25 protein-coding genes are annotated in these 22,244 nt (G+C 58.2%); 10 read left to right on the top strand and 15 right to left on the bottom strand.

Translation table 11 applies throughout. From position 1 onward, the window contains the following. Window positions 1-76: 76 nt before the first annotated feature. Entirely contained in the window at window positions 77-259 is a 183-nt protein-coding gene (locus AC0L2O_RS01025) for a hypothetical protein (protein ID WP_473368383.1), read from the bottom strand. 1,045 nt (window positions 260-1,304) lie between these two features. Between AC0L2O_RS01025 and AC0L2O_RS01020 the strand changes: the two genes are divergently transcribed. Next, window positions 1,305-1,772 (top strand): hypothetical protein, encoded by a 468-nt coding sequence (locus AC0L2O_RS01020; protein WP_473368382.1) that lies wholly within the window; start codon window positions 1,305-1,307, stop codon window positions 1,770-1,772. A 288-nt stretch (window positions 1,773-2,060) separates the two neighbouring features. Here AC0L2O_RS01020 and AC0L2O_RS01015 read toward each other — a convergent pair whose 3' ends face one another. Then, entirely contained in the window at window positions 2,061-2,273 is a 213-nt protein-coding gene (locus tag AC0L2O_RS01015; protein ID WP_473368381.1) for a hypothetical protein, read from the bottom strand. 185 nt (window positions 2,274-2,458) lie between these two features. Between AC0L2O_RS01015 and AC0L2O_RS01010 the strand changes: the two genes are divergently transcribed. Beyond that, window positions 2,459-3,199, top strand: a complete 741-nt coding sequence (locus AC0L2O_RS01010) for a hypothetical protein (RefSeq protein ID WP_473368380.1) — start codon at window positions 2,459-2,461, stop codon at window positions 3,197-3,199. Window positions 3,200-3,857: 658 nt separating this feature from the next. On the opposite strand, the gene AC0L2O_RS01005 is transcribed toward AC0L2O_RS01010, so the two are convergent. After that, window positions 3,858-4,592 (bottom strand): hypothetical protein, encoded by a 735-nt coding sequence (locus AC0L2O_RS01005; protein WP_473368379.1) that lies wholly within the window; start codon window positions 4,590-4,592, stop codon window positions 3,858-3,860. 271 nt (window positions 4,593-4,863) lie between these two features. On the opposite strand from AC0L2O_RS01005, the gene AC0L2O_RS01000 reads away from it, so the two are divergent. Next, window positions 4,864-5,325 carry a hypothetical protein gene (locus tag AC0L2O_RS01000; protein ID WP_473368378.1) on the top strand — a complete coding sequence of 154 codons (462 nt, stop codon included), beginning with the start codon at window positions 4,864-4,866 and terminating at the stop codon, window positions 5,323-5,325. A gap of 238 nt (window positions 5,326-5,563) precedes the next feature. Then, entirely contained in the window at window positions 5,564-6,760 is a 1,197-nt protein-coding gene (locus AC0L2O_RS00995) for a GGDEF domain-containing protein (protein WP_473368377.1), read from the top strand. A gap of 173 nt (window positions 6,761-6,933) precedes the next feature. Here the strand turns inward: AC0L2O_RS00995 and AC0L2O_RS00990 are convergent, their stop codons facing one another. The 12 genes from AC0L2O_RS00990 to AC0L2O_RS00935 all read right to left on the bottom strand — a co-directional run bounded on the left by AC0L2O_RS00990 (window position 6,934) and on the right by AC0L2O_RS00935 (window position 16,249). Then, complete coding sequence (locus tag AC0L2O_RS00990; RefSeq protein ID WP_473368376.1) at window positions 6,934-7,056, bottom strand: hypothetical protein; 123 nt, start codon at window positions 7,054-7,056, stop codon at window positions 6,934-6,936. Between the two features lie 380 nt (window positions 7,057-7,436). Further along, complete coding sequence (locus tag AC0L2O_RS00985) at window positions 7,437-7,658, bottom strand: hypothetical protein (protein ID WP_473368375.1); 222 nt, start codon at window positions 7,656-7,658, stop codon at window positions 7,437-7,439. An 89-nt stretch (window positions 7,659-7,747) separates the two neighbouring features. Beyond that, window positions 7,748-8,881, bottom strand: a complete 1,134-nt coding sequence (locus AC0L2O_RS00980; RefSeq protein WP_473368374.1) for a DUF4268 domain-containing protein — start codon at window positions 8,879-8,881, stop codon at window positions 7,748-7,750. A gap of 197 nt (window positions 8,882-9,078) precedes the next feature. After that, a complete protein-coding gene (locus AC0L2O_RS00975; protein WP_473368373.1) occupies window positions 9,079-9,771 on the bottom strand; it encodes a hypothetical protein in 693 nt (230 codons plus the stop codon). Further along, the gene (locus tag AC0L2O_RS00970) at window positions 9,768-10,460 is read right to left on the bottom strand and encodes an HK97 family phage prohead protease (RefSeq protein ID WP_473368372.1); all 693 of its coding nucleotides are present in this window, start codon (window positions 10,458-10,460) and stop codon (window positions 9,768-9,770) included. Before AC0L2O_RS00970 ends, AC0L2O_RS00975 begins: the two co-directional genes overlap by 4 nt. 17 nt (window positions 10,461-10,477) lie before the next feature. Continuing rightward, a complete protein-coding gene (locus tag AC0L2O_RS00965; protein WP_473368371.1) occupies window positions 10,478-11,062 on the bottom strand; it encodes a hypothetical protein in 585 nt (194 codons plus the stop codon). 112 nt (window positions 11,063-11,174) lie between these two features. Further along, entirely contained in the window at window positions 11,175-11,567 is a 393-nt protein-coding gene (locus AC0L2O_RS00960) for a helix-turn-helix domain-containing protein (RefSeq protein WP_473368370.1), read from the bottom strand. 9 nt (window positions 11,568-11,576) lie between these two features. Beyond that, a complete protein-coding gene (locus AC0L2O_RS00955; RefSeq protein WP_473368369.1) occupies window positions 11,577-12,125 on the bottom strand; it encodes a hypothetical protein in 549 nt (182 codons plus the stop codon). Between the two features lie 148 nt (window positions 12,126-12,273). Continuing rightward, entirely contained in the window at window positions 12,274-12,597 is a 324-nt protein-coding gene (locus tag AC0L2O_RS00950) for a hypothetical protein (protein WP_473368368.1), read from the bottom strand. 160 nt (window positions 12,598-12,757) lie between these two features. Next, window positions 12,758-13,903, bottom strand: coding sequence for an AAA family ATPase (locus AC0L2O_RS00945; RefSeq protein ID WP_473368367.1), 1,146 nt, complete (start codon window positions 13,901-13,903; stop codon window positions 12,758-12,760). Between the two features lie 505 nt (window positions 13,904-14,408). Further along, window positions 14,409-15,020 (bottom strand): hypothetical protein, encoded by a 612-nt coding sequence (locus AC0L2O_RS00940; protein WP_473368366.1) that lies wholly within the window; start codon window positions 15,018-15,020, stop codon window positions 14,409-14,411. 50 nt (window positions 15,021-15,070) lie between these two features. Further along, window positions 15,071-16,249, bottom strand: coding sequence for a tyrosine-type recombinase/integrase (locus AC0L2O_RS00935; protein ID WP_473368365.1), 1,179 nt, complete (start codon window positions 16,247-16,249; stop codon window positions 15,071-15,073). Between the two features lie 451 nt (window positions 16,250-16,700). On the opposite strand from AC0L2O_RS00935, the gene ccoN reads away from it, so the two are divergent. The 6 genes from ccoN (at window position 16,701) to AC0L2O_RS00905 (ending at window position 22,243) form a co-directional block, all read left to right on the top strand. Further along, entirely contained in the window at window positions 16,701-18,350 is a 1,650-nt protein-coding gene (gene ccoN, locus AC0L2O_RS00930) for a cytochrome-c oxidase, cbb3-type subunit I (protein WP_473368364.1), read from the top strand. Between the two features lie 10 nt (window positions 18,351-18,360). Then, a complete protein-coding gene (gene ccoO, locus AC0L2O_RS00925) occupies window positions 18,361-19,095 on the top strand; it encodes a cytochrome-c oxidase, cbb3-type subunit II (RefSeq protein WP_369725546.1) in 735 nt (244 codons plus the stop codon). 13 nt (window positions 19,096-19,108) lie between these two features. Continuing rightward, window positions 19,109-19,273, top strand: a complete 165-nt coding sequence (locus AC0L2O_RS00920; protein ID WP_369725545.1) for a cbb3-type cytochrome oxidase subunit 3 — start codon at window positions 19,109-19,111, stop codon at window positions 19,271-19,273. Between the two features lie 6 nt (window positions 19,274-19,279). Beyond that, window positions 19,280-20,155, top strand: coding sequence for a cytochrome-c oxidase, cbb3-type subunit III (gene ccoP, locus AC0L2O_RS00915; protein ID WP_473368363.1), 876 nt, complete (start codon window positions 19,280-19,282; stop codon window positions 20,153-20,155). A 110-nt stretch (window positions 20,156-20,265) separates the two neighbouring features. Further along, complete coding sequence (ccoG, locus tag AC0L2O_RS00910) at window positions 20,266-21,732, top strand: cytochrome c oxidase accessory protein CcoG (protein ID WP_473368362.1); 1,467 nt, start codon at window positions 20,266-20,268, stop codon at window positions 21,730-21,732. A gap of 19 nt (window positions 21,733-21,751) precedes the next feature. Beyond that, window positions 21,752-22,243 (top strand): FixH family protein, encoded by a 492-nt coding sequence (locus AC0L2O_RS00905; RefSeq protein ID WP_473368361.1) that lies wholly within the window; start codon window positions 21,752-21,754, stop codon window positions 22,241-22,243. Window position 22,244: the final 1 nt, after the last annotated feature.

The raw sequence follows: 22,244 nt of genomic DNA, 5'->3' as shown, positions 1-22,244 counted from the left end.
ATCCGCAACACGGAAGCCGGGACCGGTATGACGATGATGCGGTGGGGCATGCGACGATGCCACTCCCAGCTTGCTTTTAATGCAGCCTCTGGTCTGGAGCACGGACCCCACTCATAAGCGCCAGCTCGTGCTCCAACTGCTCATTGAGGAGCATCAGCGCTCGGAGCGCACCGCGCAGGTCACCGTCACAAGCGGCGACGATCTCATCGACGGCCAGCTCGTATTCATCTAGGGCGGAGTTGGTGGGTTGGCGTGGCATAGACACAACATAACAACAAAAATCTAAGTTGATCGTGTCAGTCCGCTCTTGATTTCCCCGCAATTCACAGGCTGTCAGTGTTGCCTAAATTCGCTCTCAATCTTCAAATTTCCACCCGCATATCCATTCAAGGTAGTAAGCTGTTGGCCGGGACAACCGAAAGATAATTCGTGATCGGGGGGCGACATGTACGAAGTCTATCACAGTGACAAGCGTGACTTGCTGGTTCTAAGCACCGGCTCTCCTATGCCCACGTTTTGCTACAAGAAGAAATGGCGCAGGACCAGAAGAAGAGTTCAGAAGGTCAGCGACGAGATCAAGTCAGCCGTTCAGACACAGGGCTATTACGTCCGACCCTTGCGGGCCGCTAAGCAGGGAATGAGCCGGGTCCAGTAGGGCCCGACCAGTTTTGGCTCACAACAATCGCGGCATCACTACCGACCAGCGGCGCCAGTGCAACTGGCGGCCCGCTTGTCACACCCGGCCTCTTCACGCAGGTTAGCAGCAGGGCGCTCGTCCTGCCGCCTATCCGTCCCACGAGCGCCACCTTGATCCGCAGGATGGTCATCCACTTGCAGGACCTGAGGAGTTGCGGGGGCGATGAGGAGCTGCTTCCGCATTTCAGCGAGGCGAGCGCGGCAATATTCCCGATAGAGCAGGTCGAATATGGCGGGCATGGATACCCCCATCGTTTGAGCATCACTATAAAAAATTCCACCGTGAATATCCGGTAATCATAGCGCCCGGCGATCATTGTCCGATGTGAGCCCATTCACAGGCTGCGCCAATTCCAAACGCTCAAAGGACGATTGGCTTACTTGCTTGCTGATGCAAAAACGAACTCAAAGATACTGGAGCGAGAGGATCACAAGATCGCCAAGGCCGCTGTTCGGCTGAACCGGAGCGATTTCAAGCTGTCCCGCTCCATTTTCAGTCAGCCGTGTTGCCACAAGTCCGGGCGTTCGCAGGATGGCGCCTGTTGTGTTATTGTGAAATTGCTACGAGAGCGGGAATTATTTTCACCTTACGGCGGGAGTATTATGCCATGCGCTTCAGTTCTTTTTTCTTCTCAGGAGCACTTCTTACGTTGGCCTCGACAGCATTTGCCGGCGAGCAGGTCCTTGAGTTCAAGCTCGTTACTAGGCCAATCGATCTCAAGGTTACAGAGGTCGCAAACGTGGAAGGTGAGATGGTGATGTCCGGCAAAATGTTTGGCGTGGCCTACTTCAAAGATGGCCGCGTGGCTGTGAAGGAGTTCGTCCACTCTGCAGACCTGCTCAAAGGTTCAGGGCCGATGTTCGGATACAGCACCTATACATTCGAAGACGGGTCTTCGATTACAGCGCGCTACACCGGGGCGATCAAGGACGGCCAGACGAAGGGTGAATATACGATCCTGTCCGGAACGGGCGCTTACGCAAACGCGACAGGCACCGGCGGCTTTGAGAGCGTCAAGAGCACGTTCAAGGGTGCCGGTCTCTTCGATGGGCGGTTTATTGTGAAGACACCCTGATCGCCGCTCGCACCCATCTCGCGCGCTCGCGCCGGCTTGGCTGAGCGCGAGCGCGACCACTTGATGATCGGCTTAAAGCGTTCTCTGCTGTTTCGTAAACAGCCGACATACTCAGCACATGGTTGGTCGGCAGCGATGAGCCAATGCAGAGCGGCCCGCGATAAAGCGCACCGGCGCTTAGTGCTGTTCCCAGTGAGCGAAAGCTGGTGAAATTTCGATATCTGTTCATAGGTCAAAACCTAAACTGCGCGGCAACACTTCGATGCCGCGCAGTGTCGCCGATCTCTTCTATTGATGCGTACCGTAGCGATTGCCCGTATTCACGTTGCGGTACTGCCCACCCCGGTGCGACGATCCTGATCCACCGGCGTAGGACCCGCCGTGGCTATACGTATGATGGCCTCCTCCATACGAGACGCGGAAGCCGCCGTGACCGCCTCTGGCTTGAGCGAACGTGGCAGAGCAGAGCAGCGCTGCAGCGACAATGATCATCTTCTTCATGGTTTCTTTCCTGAGGCGCAAACTGAACGGCTCACGTTCTCCTCAAGTCGCCGCCTCATCTCAAGCTGGAACTCGTTCGTACGCACACAACTAACGTCTATATGCCGCGATTGCAGTGCTAAGGTGCTTTCTATTGATCTCGCCCGCTGGCTGCGCTTTTATCAGCGCGGGTCTGGGGGTAAGTCATGCGTAAAATGGGCATCCTGGCGCTATGCGCCACGTTGGGCGGTTGCGTAACCAACGCCGAAACGGTTCAGTTTCGGCCATCTAATCCACAGCAGCAGGCGATGATGCGAGACGGGCAAGCAGCTCTAGTGTCTCGCCAGAAGAATTCGCTGGTGCTCGTCCGCCCTGCGTCTCGGCAATTTCAAACCAACGGCCGGCCGGTCTTTGTCGTTGGCATTAACAACCTAGGCAAGACCCCCGTAGATTTCCGGGTAGCGCAGGTCGAGGCGACGCAGCATGTCGCAGGCTCCGACTACGGCATGCAGGTCGTCACTTACGAGATGCTGGTCCAAGAAGAAAAGAACCGGCAGGTCGCTGCGGCGATCTTCACAGGCTTGGCAGCGGCAGGAAACGCATACAGTGCGTCGCAAGCCGGGTACGGCCATTACACGACCCCAAGCGGTAGGACAGGCACATTCTACAGCCCGACCGCCGCCGCTATCGCGCAGGGCAATGCGAGCGCGCAGAATGAAGCTATGATCGCTTCAACGGTGGAAGCCGGGCAGCGCAACATGGCGGTCCTTGAGCAGTCGGTTATTAAGGACAACACGCTCATCTCCGGAGAGTGGTACGGTGGGCAGCTACACCTAGCCCCGCCCGTTGCCAGCGACGGCGGAGGGCCGAAGACTTACACCATCGTCATCACTGTCGGTTCTGATCGGCACGTTATTGACATCGCGCAAGGACCGGCTGGAGCTTAGTACAGCCAAAGGGAGCCATGCGGGCCGGAGCAGTCATCGTCCTTCTGGGGCTTACGGCTTTGGCGGCCTATTCGGTGGGCCGCCACGACACGCCGTCGGTCGGGCCAAGACCGCCTGCGGTGCCGGCCGCTGCTGTCGGAAGGAGCGTTGCCTTCGCCGATGCGTCGCTGGATGCACCAACGGCGAGGTCTCAGCCCGGCTTCGCTCCTTCGCTGCCGACGCCGAATGCAAGCCAGCCGACCCAGTCGCCACAGCAGAGCGGAGTCAAACGGAAGGTCGAGGTCGCTCTTACGGCGGCAGCTATCGCCGCGATCATCGTTCGATCCAGCAGGGATCAGTATCACGCGACGGGTCATCCTTGCGCATGTCCGGACGATCTCATGCGCAACGGCAGAGCCTGCGGCGGACGAAGCGCATATTCTCGTCCGGGCGGTGCTGCGCCGCTCTGCTATCCGGGCGACGTGCCTACCGCGATGATCGAAGCCTATAAAACTAAAGCAGCGTCACGGTGAAATGCTGTTATCGAGGGGCGTACTCATAATGGGGATGCGCTGGTTTGGCCGACGTCCGCACTAATTTCAGGAGCAGACATGCGGGCTGGTTTTCGGGTCGGCCTGCTTTGGGCCACAAGCAGACAAACGATAGCGGGTCGCTCTGGCTACCGAGTTCGTTTCAAGTCGCGGGTCTGCTCGAAATCCGACCAGCTCAGAATGTTAGCCAACTCCCGCTTCGCTCCGTGGCCGGCTCCATCCAATCTGAGATTCTTTTCAAAGTATTCTTGCAACCATGGCAGCTTACTATTGATGTTTTTCGTGACGGGCTCAGCGGTAACCTCAAGAGTGACCTTAGCCCAGCTCACGTTTTGTCCAAGTGAGGCCGGGAGATTGTGACGATCAACTTCCATGACACTGCTCGGCACATTGACGTCCCCGAACGTCAAGAGGTCAGGAAGATCATCGGGACGGATCTCATGAGAGCCTCTTTTTGTTGAGAGCGAAGAGATTTTCTCAAGAAGATCATCGCCCTTTAGTTGGGCACCGTAAAGCTCGGACAGTAGGCTTTCGCTTGGCCCTCCGTCACGCGACCAACGCACATCGTTGCCATAACGGGGATGAAGTCGGTTCCCGATTGAGACGATCAGTGGACGTTTTCCGCCACCAAGATCGAGGTATAGGGCTTCACCGTTCAGTTCGTGCATCACGCCACGCGCGGGAACTGAGACGCCGGAGAACTGAACTTCGACGACGTTAGACGTTCGTTTGACGCCCTCCGGCGTATTGACCTCCACAGTCAGCTTGTAACGATAGCTCTCGCTTTTCCCGCATCCTGCAAGACAGAGCGCAAGGAGGGCTAAAGCGCCGAGGCGCAAAGGGGCAAATCGCATCTGGTCCACTTGGTTGCATCCAGCCCTTGAGTCAACCAAAAGCGTCACGCATGCTGAATTTTCAGTATGTGGGCCGAAGGTCAGCTATGGGTCATTCGCGTCGATTTGCTCGCGTCCTCCCGATGTCCGGTCTGGCCTCGACTGCCGACGTGCCGGACGCGATGGCGATCTTCGCCTTCGGGCCAGAAGCTGACATCCTTAAATTGTTCTTATAAGTTAAATTTACGTATTTGGCAGAGGGTGCCGAGCTATGTGGTCGCCTCGGTTTCTTTGGACAGGAATGCTCAGCGCCGTTGCGGTTGCAGCATTGACCTTAGCTGTGATGTTCGTACTGCTATTTGTTTGGTTTGGGGACAAGAGCCCGCACTCCACGCTCGCAAAGATGGTCGTCTTCGCGTCTCCTGGCCTGATTGTTTATCCGGTGTGCTGGTACGTGATGATCTTTCGTCAACGTGACTACTCGCTGAGCCAGACATTGATACTTGTCGGAGCGGCTTTCAGCATCGTCAGCGCGATCATTGCGTCACTTATGGTCGTTGGCTGCGTTGTTTCATTGATCGTTTTTCCTGTCTGGAAGATCAACCCTATCTTGCTCATCTTTGAGCCGCTGGGCTTCGTGATCTGGTTCGCGTTTGGAGTCGTTTTTCTTTCTGTCCCATACGCAATCGTTGCTCCGCCAATAGCATTGCTTCAGCGGTACCTTCTCTTGAAAAGCTTTCAATTCTCAGGCTCCGCAGCCTGAACGGCGGCATGTCGGCTTTGGGTCAAAAGCGCCCTTTCGGCATCGCGGCTCCCTACTTCCGGTCGAGCACCGGGAGCGGACATCACCGGCGCCGGTTGGGAGGTCAGAGATGGGCCGTTCGGTTGGATGAGACTGCTTAAAAGGCTCGAAATCTTAGGAAGGTAGCCTTAGCCTTCTAACTCCACCTAAATGCAATCTATTACAGCGATCCTTTGGCACCAGTGCTTGGAGGAAAGCTGTGCTTAACAAGATGGTTGACCGAAAAAGCGATCTGCCAGAGGGCGTAAAAGCGAAGCTGCAAGAACAGGTAGTATTCGCTGAACCTTCTGCGTTCGGGGTGTACGGGGCCGGGTTCGGTTTAGCCACTGTAGTCCTCTGGTTGCGAACGCACGACAATTGGCTCATTGCGCTTGCGGCGGCGATGACCATTCTTTCGGTCAGCAGAATGGTTATTACCTTGATCTTAGCGCATCTTTATAGCCGGAATGGAGGTCCAAAACTGGCGACCTGCTCGGCTGTCATAATAATCGGGATAGGCTGTTTGTTGTCGTCGCTTTTGGCAGCTCTAGCAATTCGGGCGGCCTATTTGGAAGATGCAGTGTCAATCGAGATTACTGCGATCGGAGCTGCTACTGCCGTGATTGGTTTTGTGAGCCGCGGCGCGGGGGGGTTCCCGAAGGCGACAATTGTTCATTCGTGTCTGTTGTTCGGTCCAATCATCGTCACAGCGATAGTTGCTGGGACCCTAGAAAGCTTCTTTGTCGGCGTCATCCTGACGTATTTCTTGATCGCTATCGCAAGGACAATTTTGGTCGTCCATGAGCGGATGAAGGCTCAAGCACTCGCTGAATACCGTCTTTCCGTAGTGGCACAAACCGACCACTTGACCGGACTGACAAATAGGGGCGGCTTTGAGGAACGGGCTCAGCATGCCTTAGAGAGCAGTCGTTCGACCCGCTCCAACTACGTTATCGCATTCATCGATCTGGATGGCTTCAAAGCGGTCAACGACACACATGGACATGGAGCCGGTGACGATCTGCTAAAGGAGGTCGCCATCCGGATAAGAGAAACGCTCGGAACCAAGCATCTTCCCGCCCGGCTCGGCGGGGACGAATTCGGTATCTTGTTTGCCCCAGATATTAATCTGGACACAGGAAGGGAGCTGGGCGAGAAACTAGTGAAGGCCCTGAAGCTCACGTACACCATCGGGGATATTGAGCTGCAGATTTCTGCAAGCGTCGGCCTTGCGTGCGGCGAGAACGGAGCGGACACACTAAGTTCGATAAAGGAGCGAGCGGACAGGGCACTTTATCATGCAAAAAGCGCAGGAAAAAATCGAGTGCACTCGCTAAGAATTCATGAAACTGCTGCCAACCTCGATGTTGAGTTGGGCCACGCGAGCGTCCTTATTCCAACGAATGTAGCGGCGTAGCAGGATCAGGCCGTATGGAGCGGACGCCGGAGACTAGCGAGCGCAGAATGGCGTTCTGAGATCAACCTTCTACCTGCAGCACCTACGCGCCGCCGGGGTAGCGCGGTTAATCTCTGTCTGTGGGTAAGCGTGTGCGCAATTCCTCGTCTTAGAGCTGGATGTATTCACGAAACTCACGCGGCGAGCGTTCGAGACGCCTCCGCGAAAGCATCGGGCAAATTGGCCAGTCCTGCCTCGGCCGCCGCGATGTCTTCCTCGATCAACCGAATTGAACGGCTGCAATCGAAGCCCTTCATCGCCTTGAGGTCGTCGGCGATGCATTCGCAGGTTTTCCAAGGCCCGCCGGTCCCCTAGCCGGGCGTATCCTTCCACAATCAACTGAATCGCACTCGACATAACGCCACCTCACAAAAAATTCGGAAATCCAACCGGGCGATCCTAGAGGCTTTGGCTCTTTCTGATCAAATGGTGCTGTTCAATGGAGCAGACCGAAATCGGCCCCGACCGGCATGGGGGGCGTTGCGGTCGGGGCCGTCATTCCAATGTGCCGGGACGGCGGTAACCGGCACAGGCCATATCCGAGCCTCATTTTGGGGTTCCGTCAATTGGAACTGCTGTGCGCTGGGGCGCGCAGAAGACGCGCTGCCTTCCCATGCGCAGGATTCGATCATAGTCGTCAGAATAATGGGGCGGGCGTCCACCCGTGCCGAGCCAACCAGCCCAAAGCAACCGAGCCAACGACCGAAAGCAAACCGCCCCAGAACCACGAACGACCACGCGCAGCGCTGATGGACCTCAGGTAAAGGAACGCTCCGAGTAGCGCGCCATAGTTTCGTTTGAAGTCGCCATTGAGCTTGGCGATCTTTGCCAGCTCGGAAGCCTCGCCTTCCTCCGTCATATGAGACAGCTCCTCTATGCGATCAGGAGCACCCCATAAACCACTGTTTTGCCCGACGGCGCAACTGCAGATTCGCTAAATCAGAATAATTAATCCTCTTGCGACTTGCTCCGCAATTTCCGTTGGATTTGTCCTAACGGATCTTTGAACGCGGTTTCTAGCCGGATCATTGCGTCGATCATGAATGACATAAGTGCTGGGCGTTGCGCCTCATCAAACGGATCGCCGGGCGTTTCACACTTGATCCTCGACGCGCGCTTATCGTCCAACCTTTCCCAGACCAGCGGACCGCCAAACGCCGTTTCAATGACGGTCTTCTGTCCACTTAGCTCATCAAATATCGCCTTGCTCTCCTCCTTCTCGCCGCGGTCGATGTAAATTTCCACGCGCGCGAAGGACCTAGCCGCAACAAAATTGTATGGCACTCCGCGCAAACCTGACCCGGCAGAGATGTAGTGGGAATGATTGGGCGAGAGGTTCGCGAACCGTGGCATCTTTGATCCAGCCGCCTTGAGCAGTTCCGCCCAAAATTGTCGTCTTACGTTGTTTCGAGCTTTCTCTCCTGCTGCGGCCTCCACTTCGTCCAGCGATTTGGACGCTAGACCAATCATGTACTCCTCAGCGTCTTTGGTCGGAATAATCTGGTCTACGCCTAGGAAAATGTCGTTGGCCGAACGCCATGGCGTCACTCGAAAACATTGAATGCGCATTTTGAAGTTCAGCAGCCACAGAATGGTCGAAGTGACCTCTTTGCGAAAGTTAGCCGCGATCAAGATTATTCGCTGTGTCGAGCCCTTGTTGACGGTTACCTCGTCGTAGTCTTCCGCGTCCAAAAACTCCACGAGCGCGCTTTTTGCATCTTCACCTTGACTGGTCCTGTCCAAATAGTCCTGAAAGATGCTCCTAATGTTCTCTTTCGAGAGGCTTGAGCAGTACGATGCGTATTTCAACGCCTGCCACGTTACGTCGCGTCCTGTGTCATCCAGTTTGTTCTCGATCAGAACGAGCGATCCCTGCTTGTCAATGGCAAGAAGGTCTAAGCGCTCATTGGTGTCTGAAAAGCCCGCGAACTCCTTCTGGATAATGAGCAATTCTTCGCCGAGGCAAGAAGGGCTCTTGGCTATCCACTCTTGGAGATGCTGTCGCTCCCGGAAGCCTAACTCGCTAAAGGTTTGAGACCTAAGAGGCTCAATTGAATTTGCATCCTTGTTGATCCTGAACATTCCACCCTGCCTTGCTGGGTCCTGAGCGACCATACGAAGCCTGCACGTGCAGCGGAAGTTACTAAGGCATGGTATACACAATCAGTTGATGGTGAGGACCTTCATGCTTGGCCTCGCCGAAAACTCGCGCCTCTGGTGCAGACGCTTGCCAACATTGCGGCCGGTGCGTTCACATTCGGCGCGATCATAGGTTTCTGCTAACCTTCAGCGGACCGCAAGCGCCTACGGATTGCTACCGCCCTTTCAGAGACCTGCCGCCAAGGCGCTCGGCGCTCCTGTTCGAGGCCGAAAGCTATCAGGCGATCGATCTCGTCTCGATCATCCAACGTCCGCTTCTGTACGAGTGCATTCGCGACCGCCTTCACTGCGCCGCGATGCTTCCAAAGGAGAGCCGATGCCTCGGCGAGCCCAAATTCGACGAATGCAGCCCCAGACTCGGCGGAAGTGCAGATGATTGATGCGAACGCCACGGCTTCGGCGCGGTCGCTCTCGGCTTCCCAGGGGGCTTCGTCAGGGCGAAACAGCCGCTCGGCTGCCATTCCCGCCATCTTGATCACGATTTGCGCGAACACCGTAAGATACTCGGCGGCAGCTCCGTCCCGGACTTCTCCGTCCTTCGGCATAAGCTTATGAAGCAACTCTGCGACAGCAGGGACGTTGGTGTCGTCGTTATCGCCCTCTTCCGAGCGCCTGTAGCTTTCGTTCCAGCACAAGCCTGAGAAGGTTTCGCCGGGCTCGATGGTGGCGAATGCTGGAATGCCAAGCGCTCTGGACACAATCAGATGTCCAGCCTCGTGAAAAGCAATCCGCATGTCGTCAGCGGGCGAACGCTGCGCCGTCGCAATCGAGGCACCTTCCTCACTCCGGTCCCGTTCTATATTGGTAGTCATATCTGCCGCATCCGATCAATCATCCGTTGCCGCGCGCGCATGCGTAAGAGCGCGTCTCGCGTGGTACCTTGGATACCGAGCTGCCGCATTCGAGCTTCCATGCGCGCCAATGCGCTAGCGCGGAGCCCATCTTGGTGGTCGATGGGAAGGCTCCTAATGGTCGCCTTACTGTCGGCAGGCACCGACACGAGTGACGCTTCCAACAGCTCCCACCGTACAGCGGTGTACGTGAGATCGTCATCCAAACGGACGCGATCCTTTTCCGGATCGAGCACCTTGCCGTCGCCGTCGGAAATCTCCCAATCGCAAACGATGTACCCGGCCGAAATACCTGCAATCTCGCCACGGGCAACCATGCCCTCTGCGACGCGACCGCGCTCGGTATCGTTGAAAACGATCTTGCCCATCAGCGCGTTTCGGTTGAACCAAGTATCGGTGATCCGACCGAGATGGTTCTCGATGCCGCGCTGAAGGTGCGAGTCGAGCAAGGGCACGCCGCTGGTCGTCAGGCGATCAAGGATCACAGCATCGGGTGCAATTCGCAATACCTCCGTCCCATACGTCCGCCGCACGGGGCTGCCCATTGAAATGATGGCATGCACGCTGCGGGTGCTGCTGTCATATGTCTGCGGCTGAGGTGCAGTGTTCGCAAACCGCGTCTGTTGACCGCAAATATCCTGAAGTTTCATTCTGCTTACTCGTTCGTTCAGGCCGCCAATCCCTGCAAGGCAGTGGAAAGGACCTCATTGCTGTTTTCAAGGGTTGACGCCCGTTGAGCGACCTCTCTGAGAGCGACGCCAAAAGCGACTTCGAACTCTAGAGAAACTTGAGCCAACGAACGACTCAGAGAGCCAGCATTCCAAGATGCAGGCTCAAGGGCCTCAAGACGCGATGACAACTCACGCGTTTTGGCCAACCATTCTTGGATTTCCACCCCGACCATTTCACCCTGTTGCTTGAGATGTTTGGAGATCGCGAGACGCATGGTCCGGTCGTTCTCCGCATTGCGCCGCCTCTCTGCGTTGCTAATATCTTCGCTGAGCGTGGCCAGCGCATCCTCAAGCGCTCTCAAATCAGATTGCGCCATACCCACACGACTGTGGTGAGAATTCGTCGCTTCTGCGTCTTCTATATCTCCACTCAGCAAGTGCTGCTGTCGCTCTGCTACCGCCGTCGAGAGCGCGGTCTGCGCACCATGGCGGCGAGCATTCAATAGCACCTCTCGCCCGCGCAACTTCTCAAGTTCGGCCTCAATATTTTCCAGTTCGGTTCGCTGTTTTCGCATAAACATTTTAGTTCTTGTCCTTCTAAATGCGCTGGATTGCGCCCTCACGTTTGAATGTAATCGATGACGCTCTATTTCGCTCGTGATTGGGTGTGGCCGGAGCCACAGCGCTGGCAACTTACTGTGGCGCCAACCTCGTTTTGACAACATTTCTCCAGCGAGTTTGCGCCGCCAGACGCGCATGCAAATCTTGATCTCTTTCGATCCAATCGAGGAGACGACTCGCCGAAATCAACCAAGTGCTCCCAGCGAAACGCCGTCCGATGGGGCTACCTTGCTGCGCGGCTCTTTTGCACCATCGCCGGATAGTCTCGGCCGAGCAGCCTGCTACGCTTGCTGCTTCTTCGGCGCCGAGCACGTCGCCCTGATCACAGGCATCAAGCCAATGCAAATTAGCTTGAAACCTGTAACCACATTTCGCATTGATGCTTTGGAGCGCTTTCGCTTCCTCTTTAGTCAAGGAGAGGCGCAGATCGCCTCCGCCATCAACATTATTGTCGTCGATTGGCATTGGGTGACACTAGTCCATATCGGAGAGACTGGCTTCGCGTTCAGCGCTGTCGGCGGCGTCCATGGCTTCGAGCATTTTGACCCAGAAATCGCTGTGGCGAGGCCACTCCGCTGCCCTACTGACCGCTTCCATCTGCTCGGTGAAGATCAAACCAGCGCGGCTCTCGATTGCGATCTCGTCGCACGCGTTGATCGCGCGGGCGATCTCCACGAATGCCACCTGATACCGATCAAGTAGCGGTGCCATGACCAGGGCCAGTTCGCGTTTGCGCTCCGGTGACTTCTCCTCCAAGATCGCGAGGAGCTGCGCGTCGTAGTCGGAGCGCAGCGCATCGAGGCGGGTCGGCCGCTGGAAGGAAAAAAGGTCAATATATCGTCCGGTGCTGCGCAGAGGGCGGTATGACCGACGCTCCAGGGCGGCGACTGCGTTTGCAAGGAACCAGCGCGGTTGATGACGATCATAGCCGTCCGGTGCCACCTCACGGAGGGCCCGCCGTATGGTGCCGCGATCCCTCTCAAGTTCCAGCGAGAGGGCATTGATAGAATATAGCTTGGTCATTTGCATCCGTCGTTTCGCTTAGTGGTGGTGTAGTAGCAGAATTGCAATTTTGCTGGGGCTGCACCCATGGAACCCTTGCGCGTGACCCGATGCGGCGCGGGGCCTCCGAAGTACCTTTTCAATTTGAGGAGAGCCCCGAGGCCGCCGCTCAAAAAGGCACGTCGTCGTCAAAGGTATGCTCTGGGCAATACACGACCTTTCCTTCGGAGAGCCTCCACCGGCTCACCAGCCAAAGGTCGTTTTCGAGCTGCGCCAGTTCGCGCGTCGCCTGCTCCCGATCCAATTCCGCCTGTTCCTCCCGGCGAGACTTTGTTTGCTCCAGTATGTACGCCGCTTCCTCCTTGGCTCGGCTGATTTCAGTCTCGGTTGCGCGCGAGTATCTTTCGCGAACGTAAGACAGCAATTCCTCAGGCGACCGAAGGCTGCGGGGAGCGGACAGGAATGTTTCGACGATTTCACGATGATTGTTCATTGATGACTCTCTGTTCATTCAACATTTTGATGATTTGCGACGCGAACGTTTGTGTCGCCTACTGAGCGGGTGAATTAGGATTGACTCGCATCATATGCGTTCCTTTCGAGGTGACGTTCAGAGATGGCCAACCGCCGTGCGGAAACCACTGCCCGCGCCCTTATAGGGGCGCGGTTGCAGTTGTTTCACGTGGTGCGGTGTGGGCGTTGCCACTCGGCTGCGCCCTGTTTTCCACGTCGGTTTCGTGACGTTTCGTCGATTGCGCTCGAAGGGTTTCGACGCTGTCCTGGCTCACGACTACGAAGTCAGCGTCTCGAAAGATAAGCTTTGCGGCGCTTAGCTCGCGCATGTATTTCGACATCAAAGCACGGGCGCTTGCCGGCTTCGCCCTATCGACCAAGCCATCGCGCATACACGCATCGCGCCAAGAAATGAGCGGCAGTTTGAACTGGCCAGCCTCACACGCTAGTCGTTCGAGGGTGGCAAGCGCTCTGATCGAGGCTGGGCTCGGCCTCCTGTTGCCCGACTGGGACGCAACCTGATGAGAGGCAGAGGCGATGCCGGCTGTGATAGGATCGCCGTCTTCATCCACGCCTACCGAGAACTCTTCGATTGAAAACGTTCCAATCGCCCGGACTGCCTGATCGTTGGCTTTAACAACTTCGATTGTCTTAGCGTGTCCCTTCCCGCCAATCTGCATCAGCAAATCCACGTCGGCGAGGTGCGCATTTGAACCGCGCTCACCGCGATCTACGCGCTTCCCTGTATGCCCCACACACGCGACATGAACGTCGAGGCGCTGGTGCAATTCGCGAATGTGTATTGCAGCCCTGTTCTGGTCGCGGGCCTTGTCTTCATCTCCTCCGCCCGCCGCGATCCCTTTCGAAAACGTGTCGATTATGATAAGACCAATCTCGCGTGCAAACTCATCCCCGGCAGCGTGTGCAGTCGCGGCGACGATATCGACGCATCTCTCATCGAGGAGGTCGAGAGACGCATCGCAGATAGCAATCGGCAGTTTGCTGACGCTGTCGCGCACCGAGTAGGCGTGGAGCCTGCGTCGATAGAGGTCGCCCCGTTCGAGGGCAAGAATGAGGACTCCACAAGGGCTCTTCACTTTACATCCACACCAGTCGCTACCAGATGCGCAATGCACTGCGATATCCGCCTGCACGGCAGATTTGCCGCAGCCGGGAGGGCCTATGAGGGACGAAGTCTCGCCTCGATTTAAAAGGCCTTTGAGCAGAAAGCGCTTGCGCGCGAACTGACCGCAGCGATCAAAGATGGTGTAGGGTAGCGAGGTCATTGGTGTCCTGGAGGGGCGCGAAGCCGCTCGCTAATTCAGGCAGCAGAAAGCCGTCGCCGTCGCCACGAAGGCGGCTGCGGATGCTCGGTGTGATTGTGGATTGAAAGGCTAGTAGCTACTGAAGTTTGGCTATGCGCTCGTCGGCGCTGACATGTTTGCTGTGTCGCTCTCGCGTGCACGACGCCATTCAGTGGCTGCTTCGACGCTGATCGTTACCTTACGCATGAGGCGCATCTCACGCGGCCCCAGCCCTGCAGAACGCAGCTTAAAGTACATTGCCTCAGAAAGCCGGTGCGCTGCGCAAAATTCTCGAATGGTATAGGCAGCCCGCGAAGCGGTTGTGCTTGTATCAGCGGATTGATGTGGACTTGTCATGGTTCCTGTCTTGATGTCCTCACGCTTCTGAATTGCGGTGCGGATGGACGGGCTATAGAGCAAGACCAGTTTCAGTGCATTCCAATAGCCACGCGCGGGCATCAGATGCTGGCTTTTGGATTGACAAGCGTCAGCCATTCATTCGGGCGTTGCGCCGCTTCCTCAGCCATTCGACCACCGCTGGCTCCGTTGGCGTGTTACGAATTAGCGGACGTGACACATCGATCAGGAATCGGGCTGCATCATTGCCGGAGTCCTTGCCTCCTGCAGTCACCCACAATTCAATGAGGTGACCCCAAAGGAGATCGCGGCGGGGCTGCGCCGCATTCTTGCTTCGAGGCTTCCAAGCGCGAAGCACCGACGCTCGGGCCTTAAGAAACACCGCTATCTCTGAGAGCACCCCATAGGCTTGAGCCGCGAGTTCTTCCGCTTTTACTGGATCGTCGGTCCGAAAGAAGTCCTCGGGTCTCATTGGATCGTCGATCCGGCGCTCCCGACCGTTCAATCGCTCGAATATCCTGTCCCTCGCTTGCTCGACGAATGCAATCTCATCATCTATCGCATCTGCAACTCTGTTCTCCGGCGGAAGCGTTGTCAGCTCAGCGTTGAGCTTCACAAATGCCCGAATCTTGCGTTCAACGTCTTCGACGAAGAGTTGCAAATGATCGGCATCGAGTCCAAGAGGCGCCGCTGCCTTCTCTATAATTTGTGGCTGAACCGACGTGGCTTTGAATTGGACCATCGCGAGAGCTTTCTATGCCACGGATTTGTAGGTATCCACCAAGCACCCGCTCAAGCGGCAACTGCAGCACCAACCTTGCACAGATCGAGCAATGCAGCGCGCGTTACCGCCTCTGTTGCATCTCCAATGATGTATCTGCTGTAGTTTCGCTCAATCATAGCAACAGACGTATCGTGGTGAGCTGCAACGACGCGGGTAGGCACGCCCTTCAAGAGCTGACGGACGATGGAGCTGTGGCGCAAGGCATAAGGCGTCACCTCCGGCCCCAGCGCGAGCCGATCAACCACTGGACGGAGAAGCGCAGCCAAGTTCCATATCTTGCTAAAAAGAGGATGGTGAGTGGTTCGCCCTGCAGCCTGCTTCCGAAGCGCCCTGGCCAATCTCGGGGAGATCGGCAACGGACGATATTCTATCTTCCGGCTCTTTCCCTTTTTGCTTGTTGGCATCATTAGGCGAGGTGCCGCTGGATGATGTTGCTGTAGATCGTGCGGCGTCAACTTGAATACCTGGCTTTCGCGCGCCCCGGTTTCCGCCAAAACGTCGATGAGAAGGCCAAAATCTGGATCTTCATCATAGGAGCCGCGCACTAAAGCAACGACGGTGTCATCTGGCAGAACTACGTTACGCGCGACTTCGCTGTCAGGCAGCTTCTTCAGGCCATTCTGCCATGCGGAAGTGTTTGTGACGCGCTTGTCATTCCGTGCGGCCAGAGCCAGCGCTGCTTTCAGTGACCGCGCAATACGGTCAGCGGATGAGGGCTTCAGTCCTTCCTTCACCAGACCGGCGCGCCAGTCCCTCAACTCGCGCTCGGTGATTAGCGCGACCGCTTTGGCCTTCAGAGCATCGCTCAAGTGCAGACGGAGCTGGGTCGCATTGTATTTGCGCCCATCGCGCGTTTCTAGATCGGTCTCATATGCATCGATGGCCGCCGCGATGCTGATTGGCTGTTCGCTGTTGCCTTCGCCGGCACGGGCCAGCGACTTGGCTTTCTCCAAGGCTTGCCAGTACGTCATCACGCTCTCGCCGTTGGCATCTTCGTGGTCATCCGCGAGGCTGAAGCGCTTGAGCCAACCGTTTGCCTTCACGGACCAAGTGCCTGGGCCTGCGTTGCGGCGATACGCCAGGAAGATGCCGGGCGCGATCAACGCTGTGTACGGCTTCTTGCGAGTCGCGAGTTTCAGGCGTTGAGTGCGATTTTCGAGCGACGTAGAACGTGTCCGGCGAGCCATGATTTTCCCTGAGTGTCCCCCGAAGTGTCCTCAATATGGGGGTAAATGGGCATGGAGCCGATACTAGTCCAGTAGATATAACTTAAATAATTACAATGGCTTGATGGCGACGTATGGAGCGTCGTAGAGTGCCATGTAGTCAATCTTCTCCCCTTGTGGGAGAAGGTGGCGCGAAGCGCCGGATGAGGGGTTGGCTCCGCAGAGAGGCTTTCGATGCGGAGACAACCCCTCACCCAAACGAGATTGCCGCAATTTCTCGCTGCCCTCTCCCACAAGGGGAGAGGGCACTTCAACTGGCGCCGTCGAATCGTCGAAGACCTGAAGAATTTGGCCAGCCTCCCGATTGGCCCGTCATCGGCATCAACAGAAATCCATCTCCCTTGATTTCAATCAATTCCCCGCGAGCGTGGATGTGGTTTCTGGCTTCGTGTTCTTTCAGAGAGAATCCGCGATGCAGCAGCCCTCCATCTCCAAATCCATGACAACAGGTGAAAGCGGCCTGGCGCTCGTGTTTGCGGTCACCGCCTTTCTCTGCGTGATCGCCTCGGCCAAGGCGGTCGACGCGCCCTTCGCCTTCCACGCGGCGCTCAGCGCGGCTGCGAGCCTGGCCGCGGTGTTTTTCATCATGAACCGCTACTTCGAGCGGCCGGCGGCGCTGCCGCCTGCGGAGATCAACGGCCGCCCCAACTACAATATGGGCCCGATCAAGTTCTCCTCCTTCATGGCGGTGTTCTGGGGCATCGCGGGCTTCCTCGTCGGCCTCATCATCGCCTCGCAACTGGCCTGGCCCGCGCTGAACCTCGACCTGCCCTGGACCAGTTTTGGCCGCTTGAGGCCGCTGCACACCTCGGCGGTGATCTTCGCCTTCGGCGGCAACGTGTTGGTCGCAACGTCGTTCTACGTGGTGCAGAAGACCTGCCGCGTGCGTCTTGCCGGCGATCTCGCGCCCTGGTTCGTTGTGGTCGGCTACAACTTCTTCATCCTGATCGCCGGCACCGGCTATTTGCTCGGCGTCACCCAGTCGAAGGAATATGCCGAGCCTGAATGGTACGCGGATCTCTGGCTGACGATCGTCTGGGTCACCTATCTTCTGGTGTTCCTCGGTACCCTCATCAAGCGCAAGGAACCGCACATCTTCGTTGCGAACTGGTTCTATCTCGCCTTCATCGTGACGATCGCCGTGCTCCATCTCGGCAATAATCCCGCGCTCCCCGTCTCGGTGTTCGGCTCGAAGTCGTACGTTGCGTGGGGCGGCATCCAGGACGCCATGTTCCAGTGGTGGTACGGCCATAACGCGGTCGGCTTCTTCCTGACCGCGGGCTTCCTCGCCATCATGTACTACTTCATTCCGAAGCGCGCCGAGCGGCCGATTTATTCCTATCGGCTCTCGATCATCCATTTCTGGGCGCTGATCTTCCTCTACATCTGGGCCGGTCCGCATCATCTGCACTACACCGCGCTGCCGGACTGGACGCAGACGCTGGGCATGACCTTCTCGATCATGCTGTGGATGCCCTCCTGGGGCGGCATGATCAACGGCCTGATGACGCTGTCGGGTGCCTGGGACAAGCTGCGCACCGATCCCGTGCTGCGCATGCTGGTGGTCTCCGTCGCCTTCTACGGCATGTCGACCTTCGAAGGTCCGATGATGTCGATCAAGGTAGTCAACTCGCTCAGCCATTACACCGACTGGACCATCGGCCACGTGCACTCCGGCGCGCTCGGCTGGGTCGGCTTCGTCTCCTTCGGCGCGCTGTACTGCCTGGTGCCGTGGGCCTGGAATCGCAAGCAGCTGTACAGCCTGAAGCTCGTCAACTGGCACTTCTGGATCGCGACGCTCGGCATCGTTCTCTACATCTCGGCGATGTGGGTGTCCGGCATCCTCCAGGGCCTGATGTGGCGCGCCTACACCTCGCTCGGCTTCCTCGAATATTCCTTCATCGAAACCGTCGAGGCGATGCATCCCTTCTACATCATCCGTGCCGGCGGCGGCGCGCTGTTCCTGATCGGCGCGCTGATCATGGCCTACAATCTCTGGATGACCGTTCGCGTGGGCGAAGCGGAAGTTCAGATGCCCGTCGCTCTCCAGCCGGCGGAATGAGGAGTTCTCCATGTCGTTCTGGACACGCCACCAAGTCTTCGAAAGAAACTCGATCATTCTGATCGCCGGCATCTTGCTGGTGATCGCGATCGGCGGTCTCGTCGAGATCACCCCGCTGTTCTATCTCAAGAGCACGATCGAGGCGGTCGACGGGGTACGGCCCTACACGCCGCTGGAGCTCGCCGGGCGCAACATCTATGTCCGCGAGGGCTGCTATCTCTGCCATTCGCAGATGATCCGGCCGCTGCGCGACGAGGTCGAGCGCTACGGCCATTTCTCGCTTGCCGCCGAGAGCATGTACGACCACCCGTTCCAGTGGGGCTCCAAGCGTACCGGGCCTGATCTGGCTCGCGTCGGCGCCAAATATTCCGACGACTGGCACGTCACCCATCTGACCAACCCGCGCGCGATCGTACCGCAATCGGTGATGCCCGGTTATCCGTTCCTGGCGCATACCGAGGTCGATCCCGACACGATCGCCGATCATATGCGCACCTTGAGGACCGTCGGCGTGCCCTATACCGACGACCAGATCGCCAACGCCGGCGCCGATATGAAGGCGCAGGCCGATCCGGACAATGCCGGCTCCGACGCCTTCACCAAGCGCTACGCCAAGGCGGTAGTGCGCAATTTCGATGGCAAGGCCGGGACGCCGACCGAGATGGACGCGCTGATCTCGTACCTGCAGATGCTCGGCACGCTGGTCGACTTCAAGATCTACAACGAGAAAGCCAATCTTCGCTGAGAAGGCATCAACGATGAAAGCCATCCTGACACTCGACAATCTCGCATCCGGTCTCGTCACCACGATCTGGACCCCGGTCTTCGTCGCAATCTTTCTCGCGATCATCACCTACGCATTGTGGCCCCGCAACAAGGGCACGTTCGACGAAGCGGCACGCCTGCCGTTGCGCGAGGAGTAAGAGATCATGACAGATCATCACGGCGACTTCGATTCCGTTTCCGGCAGGTCAACGACCGGGCACGAGTGGGACGGCATCAAGGAGCTCAACACGCCGCTGCCGCGCTGGTGGGTGATTACGTTCTACCTCACCATCATCTGGGCGATCGGCTACTGGGTCGTCTATCCGGCCTGGCCGTTGATCTCGGGCCATACGCGCGGCGTGATCGGGTATTCCTCGCGCGCCGACGTCGCGGTCGAGCTCGCCAACCTCGAGAAGATCCGCGGTGACAAGATGGTCGCGCTGGGTGCGGCCTCGCTCGCCGACATCGAGAAGGATCCCGCGCTGCTGGCGCTCGCCCGTGCCAAGGGCAAGACCGTGTTCGGCGACAATTGCGCCCCGTGTCACGGCAGCGGCGCCGCCGGCGCCAAGGGTTTTCCCAACCTGAACGACGACGACTGGCTGTGGGGCGGAACGCTCGACCAGATCATGCAGACCATCCAGTTCGGCGCGCGCTCCGGTCACGCCAAGACGCATGAAGGCCAGATGCTCGCCTTCGGCAAGGACGGCGTGCTGAAGCCCGACGAGATCGTCACAGCAGCTAACTATGTTCGCGCGCTGTCGGGTCTTCCGACTCGCAAGGGCTATGACGCCGCCAAGGGCGAGAAGATCTTCGCCGAGAATTGCGTCGCCTGCCACGGCGAGGCCGGCAAGGGCAACCCGGAGCTGGGCGCCCCGAACCTGACCGACAAGATCTGGCTCTATGGCTCCGACGAGGCAACCCTGATCGAGACCATCAGCAATGGCCGCGCCGGTGTCATGCCGGCCTGGGAAGGGCGGCTCGATCCCGCCACCATCAAGGCGATGGCGGTCTACGTCCACTCGCTGGGCGGCGGAAAATAGTCGATTTGGATGCGGACAGGGGCGAACAAAAGCGCCCTCGTTTGCGCTGGATCAATCGACGCGGCGGCGCCGGGTCTAGGTTTAATCGCACCTTTCGAGATTTCAGAGCGATGAACAAACCCGTGAATCCTAGCGAGCTCACATCGGAAGACGACTACGGACCGCTCTACGCAGCCCGCAAGAAAGTCTATCCCCAGAGCGTGTCCGGTACCTTCCGCCGGATCAAATGGGGCCTGATGGCCTTTTGCCTGGGCGTCTACTATTTCCTGCCGTTCGTGCGCTGGAACCGCGGCCTCGGTGCCCCCAGCCAGGCGGTGCTGATCGATCTCCCCAACAGCCGCTTCTATTTTTTCTTCAGCGAGCTGTGGCCGCAGGAGGTCTATTACTTCACCGGTCTGTTGATCGTCGCCGCGGTGGCGCTGTTTCTGATGAATTCCGTCGGCGGCCGCATCTGGTGCGGCTATCTCTGTCCGCAGACGGTCTGGACCGACCTGTTCTACGCCGTCGAACGCCTGATCGAAGGCGATCGCCGCGAGCGGATGAAAAAGGACAAATCATCTGACCCGATGAGGCTCGAGCGCATCTCGGAGATCGTGCTCAAGCATTCGATCTGGCTGCTGATCGCGTGGTGGACCGGCGGCGCCTGGGTTCTGTATTTCAACGACGCGCCGACGCTGGTGAAGCAGCTCGTCACCTTCCAGGCGCCGATGATCGCCTATATCTGGATCGGCATTCTCACCGTCACGACCTACGCGCTCGCCGGCTACATGCGCGAGCAGGTCTGCACCTATATGTGCCCGTGGCCGCGTATCCAGGCCGCACTCACCGACGAATGGGCGCTCAACGTCACCTACCGTTACGATCGCGGCGAGAAGCGCACCTCGGTGAAAAAGGCCGCCGAGCTGCGCGCGCTCGGCGAGCACGCCGGCGACTGCGTCGACTGCTATCAATGTGTCGCGGTCTGCCCGACCGGCATCGACATCCGCAACGGGCCGCAGCTCGAATGCATCCAGTGCGGGCTCTGCATCGACGCCTGCGACAACGTGATGGCCAAGATCGGCCGGCCGACCCGCCTGATCGCCTACGACAACGACATCAACATCCAGCGCCGCCAGGACGGCAAGGCGCCGATCTATCGCATCGTCCGTGCCCGCACTGTCGTCTACAGCGCGATCATCACTGCCGTCGGCGGCATCATGCTCTACACCCTGGCGACCCGCAGCCTGCTCGACGTCAACGTGCTGCACGACCGCAATCCGGTCGCGGTCAGGCTCAGCGACGGTTCGATCCGCAACGCCTATACGGTTCGGCTGCTGAACAAGAGCGGTTACGACCGCGTCATCGCGATCGACGCCGACGGGCCGGTCAATGCCACGATCCATGTCGTCGGAGTGGACTCGGTGACGCCGGACCGGCCGATGATCGTGATCCCCCGTGATGCCACCAGCGAGCTGCGGCTGCTCGTGACCGCGCCGGCGGAGGTCAATCCGGAGAAGTCGATCCCCGTGCGTTTCCACGTGACCGATATCGGCCTCGGCGAGGCCGCGTCCGCCACCGACAATTTCGTTTCGCCCTAGAAAACTCCTGGAGTTCGTCATGGCATCCGCACCGAAGCCGCTGACCGGAACAAAAGTGCTCGCGATATTGGTCGCCTTCTTCGGCGTCGTGATCGGCGTCAACGTGACCATGATGAAGCTCGCGATCGCGACGCTGCCGGGCACCGAGGTCGATAGCCCCTATGCGGCGGGGCTGAGCTATGACCGGGAGATCTCGGCGGCGCAGGATCAGGCCGCGCGCAAATGGCGGGTTGACGCCCATATCGAGCGCAGCACCGATGGTGGCGCCACGCTCCAGGTCGAGGCCCGCGATGCCAGCGGCCAGTCCATGACCGGATTGAAGTTCGGCGGCCGCCTGGAACGGCCGACCGACAAGCGCGCCGATCTCGCGGTCGAACTCGCGGAGGCCGGCGTCGGCGTCTATCGCGGCAGCGCTGCTTCCGTTGCGCCGGGACAGTGGGACCTCGTGATCGAGGGCGACGCGCGGGGCGAGCGCGTGTTCATGTCGCGTAACCGCGTGGTCCTGAATTGAG

This window comes from Bradyrhizobium sp. Kon10 (assembly GCF_055807395.1).
Note: the sequence above shows the minus strand (reverse complement) of the source record. Positions and strands in the feature narration are given on the sequence as shown.

Bases quoted from the DNA above. Each gene is read 5' to 3' on its own strand.
- ccoN (WP_473368364.1), top strand. From the start codon at position 16,701: ATGCAGCAGCCCTCCATCTCCAAATCCATGACAACAGGTGAAAGCGGC.
- ccoO (WP_369725546.1), top strand. From the start codon at position 18,361: ATGTCGTTCTGGACACGCCACCAAGTCTTCGAAAGAAACTCGATCATT.
- AC0L2O_RS01015 (WP_473368381.1), bottom strand. From the start codon at position 2,273: ATGAAGAAGATGATCATTGTCGCTGCAGCGCTGCTCTGCTCTGCCACG.
- AC0L2O_RS01000 (WP_473368378.1), top strand. From the start codon at position 4,864: ATGCTCAGCGCCGTTGCGGTTGCAGCATTGACCTTAGCTGTGATGTTC.
- AC0L2O_RS00940 (WP_473368366.1), bottom strand. From the start codon at position 15,020: ATGGTCCAATTCAAAGCCACGTCGGTTCAGCCACAAATTATAGAGAAG.
- ccoP (WP_473368363.1), top strand. From the start codon at position 19,280: ATGACAGATCATCACGGCGACTTCGATTCCGTTTCCGGCAGGTCAACG.
- AC0L2O_RS00975 (WP_473368373.1), bottom strand. From the start codon at position 9,771: ATGACTACCAATATAGAACGGGACCGGAGTGAGGAAGGTGCCTCGATT.
- AC0L2O_RS00980 (WP_473368374.1), bottom strand. From the start codon at position 8,881: ATGTTCAGGATCAACAAGGATGCAAATTCAATTGAGCCTCTTAGGTCT.
- AC0L2O_RS01010 (WP_473368380.1), top strand. From the start codon at position 2,459: ATGCGTAAAATGGGCATCCTGGCGCTATGCGCCACGTTGGGCGGTTGC.
- AC0L2O_RS00950 (WP_473368368.1), bottom strand. From the start codon at position 12,597: ATGAACAATCATCGTGAAATCGTCGAAACATTCCTGTCCGCTCCCCGC.
- AC0L2O_RS01020 (WP_473368382.1), top strand. From the start codon at position 1,305: ATGCGCTTCAGTTCTTTTTTCTTCTCAGGAGCACTTCTTACGTTGGCC.
- AC0L2O_RS00990 (WP_473368376.1), bottom strand. From the start codon at position 7,056: ATGAAGGGCTTCGATTGCAGCCGTTCAATTCGGTTGATCGAGGAAGAC.
- AC0L2O_RS00945 (WP_473368367.1), bottom strand. From the start codon at position 13,903: ATGACCTCGCTACCCTACACCATCTTTGATCGCTGCGGTCAGTTCGCG.
- AC0L2O_RS01025 (WP_473368383.1), bottom strand. From the start codon at position 259: ATGCCACGCCAACCCACCAACTCCGCCCTAGATGAATACGAGCTGGCC.
- AC0L2O_RS00935 (WP_473368365.1), bottom strand. From the start codon at position 16,249: ATGGCTCGCCGGACACGTTCTACGTCGCTCGAAAATCGCACTCAACGC.
- AC0L2O_RS00970 (WP_473368372.1), bottom strand. From the start codon at position 10,460: ATGAAACTTCAGGATATTTGCGGTCAACAGACGCGGTTTGCGAACACT.
- ccoG (WP_473368362.1), top strand. From the start codon at position 20,266: ATGAACAAACCCGTGAATCCTAGCGAGCTCACATCGGAAGACGACTAC.
- AC0L2O_RS00965 (WP_473368371.1), bottom strand. From the start codon at position 11,062: ATGTTTATGCGAAAACAGCGAACCGAACTGGAAAATATTGAGGCCGAA.
- AC0L2O_RS00920 (WP_369725545.1), top strand. From the start codon at position 19,109: ATGAAAGCCATCCTGACACTCGACAATCTCGCATCCGGTCTCGTCACC.
- AC0L2O_RS00905 (WP_473368361.1), top strand. From the start codon at position 21,752: ATGGCATCCGCACCGAAGCCGCTGACCGGAACAAAAGTGCTCGCGATA.
- AC0L2O_RS00985 (WP_473368375.1), bottom strand. From the start codon at position 7,658: ATGACGGAGGAAGGCGAGGCTTCCGAGCTGGCAAAGATCGCCAAGCTC.
- AC0L2O_RS00955 (WP_473368369.1), bottom strand. From the start codon at position 12,125: ATGACCAAGCTATATTCTATCAATGCCCTCTCGCTGGAACTTGAGAGG.
- AC0L2O_RS00960 (WP_473368370.1), bottom strand. From the start codon at position 11,567: ATGCCAATCGACGACAATAATGTTGATGGCGGAGGCGATCTGCGCCTC.